This is a genomic window from Streptomyces liangshanensis, from assembly GCF_011694815.1.
Lineage (GTDB): Bacteria > Actinomycetota > Actinomycetes > Streptomycetales > Streptomycetaceae > Streptomyces > Streptomyces liangshanensis.
Genome location: NZ_CP050177.1, coordinates 2,568,362 through 2,582,227, shown reverse-complemented (window position 1 = coordinate 2,582,227; position 13,866 = coordinate 2,568,362). Strand labels below are relative to the sequence as shown.

General features: G+C 72.6%; 13 protein-coding genes. 9 read left to right on the top strand and 4 right to left on the bottom strand.

The genetic code is table 11. From position 1 onward, the window contains the following. The first annotated feature begins 47 nt into the window (after nt 1-47). The 8 genes from HA039_RS10935 to def all read left to right on the top strand — a co-directional run bounded on the left by HA039_RS10935 (nt 48) and on the right by def (nt 7,924). Nucleotides 48-863: an SOS response-associated peptidase gene (locus HA039_RS10935; RefSeq protein ID WP_167027379.1), complete on the top strand. Its 816-nt coding sequence runs from the start codon at nt 48-50 to the stop codon at nt 861-863. 82 nt (nt 864-945) lie between these two features. Next, nucleotides 946-1,641, top strand: a complete 696-nt coding sequence (locus HA039_RS10930; protein ID WP_167027376.1) for an alpha/beta hydrolase family protein — start codon at nt 946-948, stop codon at nt 1,639-1,641. Nucleotides 1,642-1,914: 273 nt separating this feature from the next. After that, on the top strand, nt 1,915-2,574 hold the full coding sequence (locus tag HA039_RS10925; RefSeq protein ID WP_208298586.1) for a sigma-70 family RNA polymerase sigma factor: 660 nt from the start codon (nt 1,915-1,917) through the stop codon (nt 2,572-2,574). Beyond that, a complete protein-coding gene (rsrA, locus tag HA039_RS10920; RefSeq protein ID WP_167027370.1) occupies nt 2,571-2,891 on the top strand; it encodes a mycothiol system anti-sigma-R factor in 321 nt (106 codons plus the stop codon). Before HA039_RS10925 ends, rsrA begins: the two co-directional genes overlap by 4 nt. A gap of 258 nt (nt 2,892-3,149) precedes the next feature. Then, nucleotides 3,150-4,652, top strand: a complete 1,503-nt coding sequence (locus tag HA039_RS10915; protein ID WP_167027367.1) for an HD-GYP domain-containing protein — start codon at nt 3,150-3,152, stop codon at nt 4,650-4,652. 35 nt (nt 4,653-4,687) lie between these two features. Next, nucleotides 4,688-5,980, top strand: coding sequence for an HD-GYP domain-containing protein (locus HA039_RS10910; protein WP_208298788.1), 1,293 nt, complete (start codon nt 4,688-4,690; stop codon nt 5,978-5,980). A gap of 105 nt (nt 5,981-6,085) precedes the next feature. Continuing rightward, complete coding sequence (locus tag HA039_RS10905) at nt 6,086-7,090, top strand: tetratricopeptide repeat protein (protein WP_167027364.1); 1,005 nt, start codon at nt 6,086-6,088, stop codon at nt 7,088-7,090. A 177-nt stretch (nt 7,091-7,267) separates the two neighbouring features. Then, on the top strand, nt 7,268-7,924 hold the full coding sequence (gene def, locus HA039_RS10900; RefSeq protein ID WP_167027361.1) for a peptide deformylase: 657 nt from the start codon (nt 7,268-7,270) through the stop codon (nt 7,922-7,924). Here def and HA039_RS10895 read toward each other — a convergent pair. Both HA039_RS10895 and HA039_RS10890 read right to left on the bottom strand, forming a co-directional pair. Next, nucleotides 7,900-8,904, bottom strand: coding sequence for a GlxA family transcriptional regulator (locus HA039_RS10895; protein WP_167027358.1), 1,005 nt, complete (start codon nt 8,902-8,904; stop codon nt 7,900-7,902). The two genes, def and HA039_RS10895, sit on opposite strands and share 25 nt — an antisense overlap. A gap of 157 nt (nt 8,905-9,061) precedes the next feature. Next, a complete protein-coding gene (locus HA039_RS10890; protein ID WP_167027355.1) occupies nt 9,062-9,526 on the bottom strand; it encodes a ribosomal maturation YjgA family protein in 465 nt (154 codons plus the stop codon). 182 nt (nt 9,527-9,708) lie between these two features. On the opposite strand from HA039_RS10890, the gene HA039_RS10885 reads away from it, so the two are divergent. Next, nucleotides 9,709-10,242, top strand: a complete 534-nt coding sequence (locus tag HA039_RS10885; protein ID WP_167027352.1) for a DUF6584 family protein — start codon at nt 9,709-9,711, stop codon at nt 10,240-10,242. Nucleotides 10,243-10,311: 69 nt separating this feature from the next. Here HA039_RS10885 and HA039_RS10880 read toward each other — a convergent pair whose 3' ends face one another. Then, nucleotides 10,312-11,325 carry a ribonucleotide-diphosphate reductase subunit beta gene (locus tag HA039_RS10880; protein ID WP_167027349.1) on the bottom strand — a complete coding sequence of 338 codons (1,014 nt, stop codon included), beginning with the start codon at nt 11,323-11,325 and terminating at the stop codon, nt 10,312-10,314. After that, nucleotides 11,325-13,757: a ribonucleoside-diphosphate reductase subunit alpha gene (locus HA039_RS10875; RefSeq protein WP_167027346.1), complete on the bottom strand. Its 2,433-nt coding sequence runs from the start codon at nt 13,755-13,757 to the stop codon at nt 11,325-11,327. The genes HA039_RS10880 and HA039_RS10875 overlap by 1 nt, the downstream gene beginning before the upstream one ends. Nucleotides 13,758-13,866 lie beyond the last annotated feature (109 nt).

Sequence of the window (13,866 nt, the reverse complement as noted above, 5' to 3'; positions counted from 1 at the left end):
CTCGGTCGGCTCCTCAACTGGGACGGCGTCGTGGCAGTCTGGCACTTATGTGCGGACGGTATGCGGCGAGCCGGCGGCCCGAGGAACTCAAGGGGCTCTTCGGGGTGGAGAAGTGGGAGCCCGAGGAGACCCTCGCGCCCGACTGGAACGTGGCTCCGACAAAAGAGGTCTACGCGGTTCTGGAACGTCCTGTGAAGGACGCGGAAGAGCCCGATCCGGTTCGCCAGCTGCGCAAGCTCAGGTGGGGGCTCGTGCCGTCGTGGTCCAAGACCCCCGAGGGCGCGGCCCGGATGATCAACGCGCGGGCCGAGACCGTGCACGAGAAGCCGTCCTTCCGCCGGCCCTTCCTCGCCCGGCGCTGCATCCTGCCGGCCGACGGGTATTACGAGTGGGTGACGGGTGTCGACGAACGGCAGCTGGAGGAGCAGGGGAAGAAGAAGCGCCCCCGCAAGCAGCCGTACTTCGTCACGCCGGCCGACGGTTCCGTCATGGCGCTGGCGGGCCTGTACGAGTTCTGGCGCGACCGGACGCTGCCCGACGACCACCCGGGCGCCTGGTGGGTGACGTGCTCGGTGATCACCACGGAGGCCGAGAGGACGCCGCTGGCCGTGGCGCCCGCCGAGGGGCCCGGGTCGCTGGCCGACATCCACCCCCGTATGCCGCTGATGCTGACGCCGGACCGCTGGGACGCGTGGCTGGACCCGGCCCGTACGGACCCCGACGACCTGCGCGAGCTGCTCGCGCCGCCGGCGCCGGGGCTGATGCGGGCGTACCCGGTGGCGACGGCGGTCAGCAACGTGCGCAACAACGGCCCGGAGCTGCTGGAGGAGCTGGCGGCGCCGGAGGAGAGCACGCTGTTCTGAGGGGTGGGGGTCCCGCGCGCGGGTCCCGGGCACGCGGGTCCGAGGGCGTGGGGGGCACGGGCGCGGGCGCCGGGGCGGCAGGATGTGCGCTGTGACACCTGACACGCGTGGGACGCGGATCCAGACCGTCGGCACCCCGGGCGGCGACGCCCGCATCACCTGGTACGCGGCGGAGGACCCCCGGCTGATCCTCGCCCTCGGCCACGGCGCTGGCGGCGGCATCGAGGCCCGTGACCTCCGGGCGCTCGCCGACGCGCTGCCGCCGCTCGGCTTCACCGTCGCACTGGTGGAACAGCCCTGGCGGGTGGCCGGCAAGAAGCTCGCGCCGGCCCCGAAGACCCTGGACACGGCCTGGCGCGCGGTGTGGCCCGCGCTGGCCGGGGCGGGGCCGCCGGTGGTCGCGGGCGGGCGCAGCGCCGGAGCGCGGGTGGCCTGCCGGACGGCGGCGGAGCTGGGGGCGCACGCCGTACTGGCCCTGAGCTTCCCCCTGCACCCGCCGGGGAGGCCGGAGAAGTCCCGGGCCGCGGAACTGCTGGGCTCGGGGGTGCCCACGCTGGTCGTCCAGGGCGGCAACGACCCGTTCGGGAAGCCCGCCGAGTTCCCCGACCCGCACGGCGGGGACGCGGCGGCCACGAGCGGTGGCGGCGCGTACGAGCTGTGCGAGGTGCCGGGCGCCGACCACGGTTTCGCCGTGGCGAGGACCGCCGCCGTACCGCAGGAACAGGCCCTCGCGATCATCACCGGCGGCGTCGCCCGATGGGCCGCGGAATTCGCCTGAGGACCGGGTCGTGGCCGGGAATGTGGGACCGGGGCGCACTGTTCTAGAGGTCAACGGAACACAGAGCATGGAGAGGGAGTCCGTCGTATGGGTTCGACCATCTGCCCGAGCCGCTCAGACGCCGGTGATCTGGAGTGGACGGTGCTTTCCGCGTCCAAGAACGCTCCGGTCCGGGCGGCCGGCGGAGCGGACCACCGGCCCTCGTTGTCACAAGGTCGACTATTCTCCGATTCGAGTGGGTCCGCTTACGGGCCCGCCACAGCGTTGGAGGAGGTGGGTCCGGTCACTGGGACCGACGCAGGGACCGACGACGGCGGCATCGAAGAGACCACGGCCGAGCGCAACGCCCGTTTCGAGCGGGACGCGCTGGGCTTCCTCGACCAGATGTACTCGGCCGCGCTGCGCATGACGCGCAACCCGGCGGACGCCGAGGACCTGGTGCAGGAGACGTACGCGAAGGCGTACGGCTCCTTCCACCAGTTCCGCGAGGGGACCAACCTCAAGGCCTGGATGTACCGCATCCTCACCAATACCTTCATCAACTCGTACCGCAAGAAGCAGCGCGAGCCTCAGCGCAGTGCCGCCGAGGAGATCGAGGACTGGCAGCTCGCGCGCGCCGAGTCGCACATGTCGACGGGTCTGCGGTCCGCGGAGGCGCAGGCGCTCGACCACCTTCCGGACTCGGACGTGAAGTCGGCGTTGCAGGCGATCCCCGAGGAGTTCCGCATCGCGGTGTATCTCGCCGATGTAGAGGGCTTTGCGTACAAGGAGATCGCGGACATCATGGGGACACCCATCGGTACGGTCATGTCGCGACTGCACCGGGGCCGCCGCCAGCTGCGCGGCATGCTGGAGGACTACGCCCGCGAGCGCGGGCTCGTCCCGGCCGGTGCCGGGGAGTCGTCGGACGATCGGAAAGGTTCGGGCTCATGAGCTGCGGAGAGCCGCATGAGACGGATTGCTCCGAGGTACTCGATCATTTGTACGAGTTCCTCGACAACGAGATGCCGGACAACGACTGCACCAAGTTCGAGGTGCACTTCGAGGAGTGCTCCCCGTGCCTGGAGAAGTACGGTCTGGAGCAGGCCGTGAAGAAGCTCGTCAAGCGGTGCTGCGGCCAGGACGACGTACCGTCCGACCTGCGGGCCAAGGTCATGGGCCGGATCGATCTGATCCGGTCGGGACAGCTCGGGCCGGAGCGGGAAGTGTCCGCGGCGGGCGCGGACGTGCCGCGAGCGGCTCAGGACTGACGTACCGCTCAGGGCCCTGAGCACCACCCGGGCCCGAGCGCTGCCCGGGAAGCCCCCCTTCGCACGGGGTACGAGGGCGCATCGCGCATCCGCGCGGTGCGCCCTCGGCCGTGCCCGTACCACCGCGGGACCGGCCATGTCACTCAAAGGTGCTAATCGTCCTCGTACGGCCTCCGCCGCGCCCCCAACTCGCTAGCCTGACCCTCTGTTTCGGGCCCTTCCGGGCCGGATCGAGGAGCCGAGGAAGGGCGAGAACCCGTGAGGGCCATACCGGGTGCGGCGCGCGCGTACATTCTGGGCGCCGCGCTCTGCGCCGCCTTCTGCCTCCTTCCCGCGTTCCGCGCCGGCACCCCGTGGCGGGCCGTGGCGCTGCTCGCCGCGTTGTACGCCCTCTGCGAGATGCCCGCCCGCTGCCGGGTCCTCGGGCGGTCGCTGCACGGCTCGGTGCCGATCGCCGCCGGATCGTTCTTCCCCGTCCTCCTCGCCTCCGCCCTCCTGCTGCCGCCCGCCGCCGCCGCGCTGGTCGCCGTGCCCGGCGCGCTGCTGGGGCGCGTCGAGCAGCGGCCCCGGGGCGCGCGCCGGATCTGGCGGGCCGCGCAGCTCTCCCTGGCGACCTGGGCGGCGGCGCGGGCGCAGATCCTGTTCGGCGGTCCCGTCGCCCTCGGCGGTGGCGGGTACGGGCTCAAGACCCCGGACTTTCCCTATGTGCTGCTCCCCGCCGGGGCGGCGACGCTCGCCTTCTGCCTGGTTCTCGCCACGCTCGACGGCGGGGTGCTGGCGGCGGCCGAGCGGCTGCCGCTGCGGACCGCGTGGCGCGGGCTGTTCGTCCGCTCCCTGGCCCCGCACGGGGCGCACGGCCTCGCCGGGCTGATGATGGCGGTGCTGTGGCGCAGCCCGTACGGGCCGCTCTCCGCGCTCTTCGTGCTGCTGCCGATGTACATCTCCTGCTGGGTCTTCGCGCAGTACCACCGCGAGTCCGCCGCCCACCAGGCCACCATCAGGGCGCTCGTGCAGGCCGTCGACATCAAGGACAAGTACACGCGCGGGCACAGCGAACGGGTGGGCCGCGCCTCGGTGTTGATCGCCCAGGAGCTGGGCATGGACCGGGACCGGGTGGAGGTGCTCCGGTTCGCCGGGATCCTGCACGACGTGGGGAAGCTCGGCGTACCGACGCGGGTGCTGCGCAAGGACGGGCCGCTGACGCCCGACGAGCGGCGGGTGATCGAGCTGCACCCCGAGTACGGGCACGAGATGGTGCGCGGCATCGGCTTCCTGGGGGAGGCGCGGGAGGCGATCCTGCACCACCACGAGCGCCTGGACGGCAGCGGATACCCGTACGGGCTGGCCGGCGCGCAGATCCCCGAGTTCGCGCGGGTGGTCGCGGTGGCGGACGCGTTCGACGCGATGACGTCGACGCGCTCGTACAGCAGGGCGAGGCCGGTGGGCACGGCGGTCGCCGAGCTGGAACGCTGCGCGGGCTCGCAGTTCGACCCGGACATGGTGGACGCCCTGGTCCGCGCCCTGGCCCGGCACGGCTGGCAGACGGCGGTCACGGCGGACGAGAAGAACGGACCGCCGTCCGGTGGCCGCACGGGGGCGGCCGCGCCGGTCGGCGAGGGGCTTCCCGTTCCGGCGCCGGTCCGGCAGGCGCCCGCCCCGGGCCCCGCCCCGGCCCCCGAGCCCGGGGCCGCCCGGCGCGGTCTTCCGGCCGTGCCCCGGCCCCCCGCGCCCCGGCGTGCGCCCCGCAGGGGGCGGGCGTGAGGGCCGGGGTGCTTCCCGGGCGGCCGGTCGCGGCCGTGGCGTGGCCCCCGTCCGCCGTCGTCGCGGTGTACGCCGCCGCCGCCCTCCTCACCGCCGCCGCGCTCGCCGCGACCCTCTGGCGCGGGCTCGCCGAGCCCCGTATCGCCCTCGCCTTCGGCCTGCTCGTCGTCGTCGGCGAGCTGGCCCGCTGGGGCGCGCTCCCCGGCGAACGCGAGCCCGCGCCCCTCGGCGCCGCCGGCGCGCTCGCGTACGCCCTCCTCGGCGAGAACGCCGGGCAGCGCACCACCCACGGCGTCCTCCAGACCCTCGCCGTCGTCGTCGCGGCCACCCTCGCCGGATCCGTACCGCACATCGCCAAGGGCCGCGGCCCCGCGCTCGACCACCTGGTCCGCCGCGTCCTCACCGTCACCTTCGCCGCCGTCTGCTTCCAGCCCCTCTACAACGCCGGCTACAAGGCGGGCGGCGCCGACGGTCTGGCGGAACGCTTCGGCAAGGGCCCCTTCTACGCGGTCACGCTCCTGCTGCTCCTCGTCCTCACCGCCCTCTGCGACGCCGTCCTCGCCGCCGTCCTGGTCCGCGCCCGCACCCGCCACCCCTTCGGCCCCCTCCTCCGCGACGAGCTGCGGGCCCTCCTGCACATCGGCTCCGCCGTCTGCGCCACGGGCGCCGTCATCTCCCTCGGGGCCGCCGTCGCGGGCCTGTGGGCGCTGCCGGTGTTCTGCGTACCGCTGCTGCTGACGCAGCTCTCCTACCGGCGGTACGCCGCAGTGCGGACCACGTACCGCCAGACCATCGCCTCCCTCGCCCGCGCCACCGAGATCGCCGGCTACACCCCGCACGGCCACGCCCGCAGGGTCGCCGAGCTGAGCCGCGCCGTCGGCCGTGAGCTGGGCCTGTCAGGACCGGAGCTGACCGTGCTCGAATACGCGGCCCTCATGCACGACATCGGGCAGCTCTCCCTCGTCGACCCCGTCCCCGAGGGCGCCACCGCCTTCCTCCCGGCCGACGAACAGCGCCGTATCGCCCTGCTCGGCGGGGCGGTCGTGCGCCAGACCGGAGTGCCCGCCGCCGTCGCCCTCGTCGTGGAGCGCCAGGCCGATCCGTACCGCGAACAACCCCTCTCCGCCAGGATCGTCCGCGCCGTCAATGCGTACGACGACCTGACCGGGGAATGTGCCACTGCGAGTGGACCTCTCAGCGCACTGGAGCGGCTGCGGCTCGGGACGGGGCACGACTACCAGCCCGAGGTCGTGGAATCCCTGGCACGCGTGCTGTCCCGCGGCGCCCCGGCCCCCGGCAGGGCTCCCGTCCCGGGCAGGGCCGGGTAACCCATGGGTAATGAGCGGGCGTGGGACCGGGCATGGTTGGATGCGAAGAAGAGCAAGAAGAGGGTGTCCGGGGGCACAGACCCGAGCGACCGGCAGGCGGGAATCGTGAGGATCTTCGGGAAGGTACGGCATCGGCCCTCCGCCTCGTGGCGGCAGGCCACCGACCGCGCGTTCACGCTGATCGGTGACGGCCGGTACGAGGACGCGGGCGCGCTGCTCACCCGTGCGGCGGACCTGGAGCCCTGGCTCTCGGAGTCGTGGTTCAACCTGGCGCTGCTGCACAAGTTCCGCCACGACTGGGAGCAGGCGCGCGCCGCCGGGCTGCGGGCCGTCGCGCTGCTCGACAAGGAGACCGGCGCCCCGGACTGGTGGAACGTCGGCATCGCCGCCACCGCCCTCCAGGACTGGCCGCTGGCCCGCCGCGCCTGGCAGGCGTACGGGCTGAAGGTGCCGGGCAATCCGCACAGCGTCGAGGCCAACGGCGAGCCCGAGGGCATGGAGCTGGGCAGCGCCGCCGTCCGGCTCTCCCCGGAGGGCGAGGCCGAGGTCGTCTGGGGCCGCAGGCTCGACCCGGCCAGGATCGAGCTGCTCTCCATCCCGCTGCCGTCGTCGGGACGCCGGTGGGGCGAGGTCGTGCTCCACGACGGCGTACCGCACGGGGAGCGCACGACGGCCGCCGGGCCCGACGGCACCACCCGCGCGTACCCCGTCTTCGACGAGATCGAGCTGTGGGCGCCGTCGCCCGTACCGACCTGGGTGGTGCTGCTGGAGGCGGCCACCGAGGAGGACAGGGACGCCCTGGAGCGCCTCGCGGCCGACGCGGGATTCGCCGCCGAGGACTGGTCGTCGTCCGTACGGCTGCTGTGCCGGGCCTGCTCGGAGAGCCGGATGCCGAGCGCCGAGGGCGACGGCGAGCACCTGGACCCGCACGACCACAGCGAGCCGGGGCACCCGGGCCCGCTGGGGCACCGTACGGCCGGCGAGCTGTGGGTGCCGGAGCGGGAGTGCGGGATCGCGGCGCCGCAGGGGCTGGTGCGGGGGCTGCTGGACGGGTGGGTCGCGGACAGTCCGGACACCCGGGAGTGGCGGGATCTGGAAGAGGTCTGCTGAGGGGTACGCCGGGGCGGCCATGCGTCGCCCCGCCGTAGGTGCTCGTGCCCTGCCGGGCGGGGTTCGGCCGGATCCGGCCGACTGCTGAACGCCGCTGGGCACTGCCCTTAGGCTGTACGGGCACATCGTGCCGATCGTGCGGGCAGCATCGGGAACCGAGGAAGGCGTACTGCGGACATGGCGCAGCAGGAGACGGACCAGCGGATCGACAGTGGGACCCTCGTGGCGGGGACGGCGGACGGGTTCGCCGACGACACGGCGGGCGCCGCGGAGCGTGAGCTGGCACACCGCGAGCGCGGCACGTCCCGCCCGATCACCGTCGTCGGGAATCCGGTGCTCCACAAGGAGTGCCGGGACGTCACGGAGTTCGACGACTCCCTCGCCGCGCTGATCGACGACATGTTCGCCAGCCAGCACACGGCGGAGGGCGTGGGCCTCGCCGCCAACCAGATCGGCGTGGACCTCAAGGTCTTCGTGTACGACTGCCCGGACGACGACGGCAAGCGCCACGTCGGGGCGATCTGCAACCCGGTGCTGGAGGAGCTGCCGCCGGAGAAGCGTCACCTGGACGACTCCAACGAGGGCTGCCTGTCGGTCCCGACGGCGTACGCGGCCCTGCCCCGCCCCGACTACGCGGTGGTGCGCGGCCAGGACGCCCAGGGCAATCCGGTCAAGGTGCGGGGGACCGGCTACTTCGCGCGCTGCCTCCAGCACGAGACGGACCACCTGTACGGATACCTGTACATCGACCGGCTGTCGAAGCGGGACCGCAAGGACGCGCTCAAGCAGATGGAAGAGGGCACGGCGCGCTACGAGACGGTCCCGAACGCCTGAGGTTCGCGGGCCGGTGAGGCCGACAGCGGTCCCGGTCCCTGGAACGTGCGCCGGTACGCGTTCGGGGTCGTCCCGAGCGTCCGCAGGAAGTGGTGGCGCAGCCCCGCCGCGTTCCCGAACCCGGCCCGTCCCGCGACCCGGTCCACCGTCTCGTCCGTCCCCTCCAGCAACTCCTGTGCCAGCAGCACCCGTTGGCGCAGGAGCCAGCGGTACGGGGTGGTCCCCGTCTCCTGCTGGAAGCGGCGGGCGAACGTACGCGGCGACATGTGGGCGCGCTCGGCGAGCTGTTCCACGGTCATCTCGCGGTCCAGGTGGCGTTCCATCCAGGACAGCACGTCCCCGACGGTGTCGCAGGCCACGGGCAGCGGCCGCTCGATGAACTGCGCCTGGCCGCCGTCGCGGTGGGGCGGGACGACCATGCGGCGGGCCAGCGCGTTGGCGATCTCCGGGCCGTGTTCCTGGCGTACGAGATACAGGCACGCGTCGATGCCGGCGGCCGTACCGGCGGACGTGATCACCGGGCCGTCCTCGACGTACAGCACGGCGGGCTCGACCCGTGCCCGGGGGAAGCGGGCGGCGAGGTCGGTGGCGTGCCGCCAGTGCACGGTGCAGCGGCGGTCGTCCAGGAGGCCCGCGGCGCCCAGCAGGTAGCCGCCGGTGCAGACGCTGAGGACGCGGGCGCCCCGGTCGACGGCGCGCCGCAGCGCGGCCAGCAGCTCCTCGGGGAACTCGCGCTCCACGTAGGCGTCCCCCGCGGGTACGGCGATGAGGTCGGCCTCCTCCAGCCGTTCGAGCCCGGCGAGCGAGCCGAGGGTGAATCCGGCGTGCGTGCGGAGCACCGGTCCCTCGCCGGAGACGACGGCGAAGTCGTAGACGGGGAGCCCGTCGTCGCTGCGGTCGAGTCCGAACACCTCGCAGACGACGCCGAGTTCGAACGGGTGGACTCCGTCGAGCAGGACGGCGGCGACGTTTTTCAGCATGCCGCCAGTGTGGCAGTAATTCGAGGTTCGCTGACAGTCCTGCCACTGCTTTTCGTCGACCGCATCGCCGACAGTGGGGACATGGACACCTTCCTGGCGTTTCTCGCCCTTACGCTCCTGTTCGCCCTCCTGGCCGTCCCGCCCCTGCTCTGGCTCCTCAAGGACCTGTCGATCGACCGCCAGTTGCGCGACGCGACAGTCCGGAGGGGGGATCCAGGGGCCGCACGGGCCGACGGACCCGCGCCGCCGAGCGCGCGAGCGCCGAGTGCACGACCGCTGCCGCGCCGGCCCCGACCGCGTACCACAGCAGGTCAGGCGCGTTGAACGTCGACCCCAGCACCAGCCGGGCCAGCCCGCTGCGCGCGGCGAGCCCGGCCGGTACCGGGGTGAGCTGAAGCAGCTCGACACCGCAACTGAACGCGAACGCCCCGACGGCGGCGACGCGTGGCCGCACCCGGGGGACGACACACACGACGAGCGCGTGGACCAGCACGGTGTACAACGCGTCGCCCGCGTACTTGGCGAAGTCACCCCCGGCCCAGCCCCTGACCCCGAGCCCCGCGGCAACGGTCACCACGGCACCCACGAGAGCGACCAACCGCGTGCCGAGCACAACACCCATGCCGGGGACCTTATAGGGCGCCACGCCACCTGACGGCGGCAGTTCGCGGGCATCGACCGCTCGGCCCCGACGCGCCGAGGCGCGGTGCGCGCGGCGTTCCGCGGGCTGGGACGTGGAGTGGGGCCCCCTACCCTCCGGGAAAACGCGTCGCGTGCCTCCGGCGGGGCGCCGACCATGGGGGCATGGCACCCACAGACACCCTGGCGCGGGTCGAGGCGGATCTGGTCGCCGGGCGGATACCCCTGGCGCGGCAGCGGTTGCGCGGCCTCGTCTCCTCGTACCCGTACGACCTGACGCTCCGGCGCCGGCTCGCCGACGTCTACCGGCTCTACGGCGACCGCGCCGAGGCCGGGCGGTGGGCGTACCTGGACGAGGACAGGGACGCCGGCGAGACCGCCGCGTTCGAGGCGCGGTACGCCGACCCCGAGCGGCTCATGCGGGCGCTGGCCTGGCAGGGGCCCGAGGCGCTCGCGGCCTCCGCCTTCGCCGTCGCGCAGTTGGCCGCCGTGCGGACCGCCTGCTCGGCCGCGTTCGGGCGGCCCGTCGACTGGGACTCCGTACCGACGGAGGGAAGGGACGACCCCCACGGGGACGCGCGGCCGTTCGGCCTCCTGGGGAAGCTGCTCCTCGGGGGCGGGTGCCTGCTGGTCGTCCTCGTCGTCTCGGCCGTGTGGGTGTACGGCTTTGTCCACCTCTTCGGACTCTTCGACGGATGACGCGGAAGCGCGCCCCGCCCCCGCCGCGGCGGAGGCGGGGCGCGCCCCGGTCGTTCGTACAGCGGTCGCCTAGAAGTCGTCGTCGAACGCGACCGACCCCTCCACCGCCACCTGGTACGCCGACGGGCGGCGCTCGAAGAAGTTGGTCAGCTCCTGGACGCCCTGGAGCTCCATGAAGGAGAACGGGTTCTGCGAGCCGTACACCGGAGGGAAGCCCAGGCGCTGGAGGCGCTGGTCCGCGACGCACTCCAGGTACTCGCGCATCGACTCCGTGTTCATGCCCGGCAGACCGTCGCCGCACAGGTCGCGGCCGAACTGCAACTCCGCCTCGACGGCCTCCTTCAGCATGTCCGTGACCTGCTGCTGGAGCGCGTCGTCGAAGAGGTCGGGCTCCTCCTTGCGGACGGTGTCGACGACCTCGAACGCGAAGTTCATGTGCATCGTCTCGTCACGGAACACCCAGTTGGTGCCGGTGGCCAGGCCGTGCAGCAGACCGCGCGAGCGGAACCAGTACACGTACGCGAAGGCCCCGTAGAAGAACAGCCCCTCGATGCACGCCGCGAAGCAGATCAGGTTGAGCAGGAAGCGCCGGCGGTCCGCCTTCGTCTCCAGCCGGTCGATCTTCTCCACCGAGTCCATCCAGCGGAAGCAGAACTGCGCCTTCTCGCGGATCGACGGGATCTCCTCCACCGCGTCGAACGCGGCCGCCCGGTCGTCCGGATCGGGCAGGTAGGTGTCGAGCAGCGTCAGGTAGAACTGGACGTGCACGGCCTCCTCGAAGAGCTGGCGGGACAGGTACAGCCGCGCCTCGGGGGAGTTGATGTGCTTGTAGAGCGTCAGCACCAGGTTGTTGGAGACGATCGAGTCGCCCGTCGCGAAGAACGCGACCAGCCGGCCGATCATGTGCTGCTCGCCGGGGGAGAGCTTGGCGAGGTCGGCGACGTCCGAGTGGAGGTCGACCTCCTCCACCGACCAGGTGTTCTTGATCGCGTCGCGGTAGCGCTCGTAGAAGTCCGGGTAGCGCATGGGGCGCAGGGTCAGTTCGAAGCCCGGGTCGAGCAGGTTCTTCTCGGTGGAACTCATTACTGGCAGGCCTCGCAGGACTCGGGGTTCTCCAGGGAGCAGGCGATCGCGTCCGCGTCCGGGACCATCGGGTTGCCGGACTGAGCCGGCGAAGAAGACGCCTGCTGGAGCGGGATGGTGGCGGCCGGCGCGGCGGCCGCGGCCTGGGCGCCGCCCGCCGCGCGGGCGATGCGCGTCGCGGGGCGCGAGCGCAGGTAGTACGTGGTCTTGAGGCCCTTCTTCCAGGCGTACGCGTACATCGAGCTGAGCTTCCCGATGGTCGGCGTCTCCAGGAACAGGTTCAGCGACTGGCTCTGGTCGAGGAACGGCGTACGGGCCGCCGCCATGTCGATCAGGCCGCGCTGCGGGATCTCCCACGCGGTGCGGTACAGCTCGCGCACCTCCGCCGGGATCCAGGTGAAGCCGGCCACCGAGCCGCTGGACTCGCGCAGCGCCTCACGGGTCTGCGCGTCCCAGACGCCCAGGTTCTTGAGCTCCTGCACCAGGTACGAGTTGACCTGGAGGAACTCGCCCGACAGCGTCTCGCGCTTGAAGAGGTTGGAGACCTGCGGCTCGATGCACTCGTACACGCCCGCGATCGACGCGATGGTCGCGGTCGGCGCGATCGCGAGGAGCAGGGAGTTGCGCATGCCGCTCTTCGCGACGCGGGCGCGCAGCGCGTCCCAGCGCTCCGGCCAGTTCAGCTCGACGTCGTAGTGGTCGGGGTGCAGGACCCCGGCGGCGGTACGGGTCTCCGACCACGCCGGGAGCGGGCCGCTGCGCTCGGCGAGCGCGCAGGACGCCTCGTACGCGGCGAGCATGATCCGCTCGGCGATCTTCGTGGAGAGCGCGGCGGCCTCGGCGGAGTCGAAGGGCAGGCGCTTCTTGAAGAAGACGTCCTGGAGGCCCATCGCGCCCAGGCCCACCGGGCGCCACTTGGCGTTGGAGCGGCCGGCCTGCTCGGTCGGGTAGAAGTTGATGTCCACGACCCGGTCGAGGAAGGTGACGGCGGTACGGACGGTCTCGTCCAGCCGCTCCCAGTCGATCTCGCCCGAATCGAGCACGAAGGCGCCGAGGTTGACCGAGCCGAGGTTGCAGACGGCGGTCTCGCCGTCGTCCGTGACCTCCAGGATCTCCGTGCAGAGGTTGGAGGAGTGGACGACCTTGCCGGGCAGGGCGGTCTGGTTGGCCGTACGGTTCGACGCGTCCTTGAAGGTCATCCAGCCGTTGCCGGTCTGGGCGAGCGTGCGCATCATGCGGCCGTACAGCTCACGGGCCGGGATGGTCTTCCGCGCCAGGCCCGCGGCCTCCGCCTTGCGGTACGCGGCGTCGAACTCGTCGCCCCACAGGTCCACGAACTCCGGGACGTCGGCGGGGGAGAACAGCGACCACTCGCCGTCCGCGTCGACGCGGCGCATGAACTCGTCCGGGATCCAGTGGGCGAGGTTCAGGTTGTGCGTACGGCGCGCTTCCTCACCGGTGTTGTCCCGCAGCTCCAGGAACTCCTCCAGGTCCGCGTGCCAGGTCTCCAGGTAGACGCAGGCCGCGCCCTTGCGCCGGCCGCCCTGGTTGACCGCCGCGACCGAGGAGTCGAGGGTCCGCAGGAACGGGACGATGCCGTTCGAGTGCCCGTTGGTGCCGCGGATCAGCGAACCGCGCGAGCGGATGCGGGAGTACGAGAGGCCGATGCCGCCCGCGTGCTTCGACAGGCGCGCCACCTGGTGGTAGCGGTCGTAGATCGAGTCCAGCTCGTCCAGCGGGGAGTCGAGCAGGTAGCAGGAGGACATCTGCGGGTGGCGCGTACCGGAGTTGAAGAGCGTCGGCGAGGACGGGAGGTAGTCCAGGCGGCTCATCAGGCGGTAGAGGGAGGCGACCTCGTCCAGCGCGCGGACGCTGTTGTCCTCGGCCAGACCGGCGCCGACGCGCAGCATGAAGTGCTGGGGGGTCTCGACGACCTTGCGGGTGATCGGGTGGCGGAGCAGGTACCGGCTGAAGAGGGTACGGAGCCCGAAGTAGCCGAAGCGGTCGTCGGCGTCCTGGTCGATCAGCGCGTCCAGGAAGTCGGCGTGCAGCGCGACGAACTCGGCCGTGCGGTCGGCGATGAGGCCCTCGCGGTGCCCCACGGCGACGGACGCGGAGAACGCCACGGCGCCCTGGCTCGCGGCCTCTTCGGCGATGGTACGGGTGAGCAGCCGGGCGGCCAGCCGGGAGTAGGCCGGGTCCTCGGAGATGAGCCCCGCGGCCGCCTCGGTGGCGAGCTCGCGCAGCTCGGCCTCGTCCGACCGGGCGTTGCGGCCACGCAGCGCGGCGCCGGCGACGCGTCCGGGGTCGGTGTCGGGCAGATCGGCGGTCAGGTCGGTGAGGAGCCGCAGCAACGCGGTCCCGGGTCCGTCGGTCTCCTGCGCGGAGACCTCGGAGATGCCTGAAGCCGGATCGGCTGGCGCGATGGTCACGTGGTGCTCTCCCTCGCTCGGCTCTGGGCCGTCGGCGGGGAAGCGGGGGCGCGGGGGCCGTACGACCCGTCTGCGGGCAGCACGAACCACGGCGTCTCCGGCCCAGCCT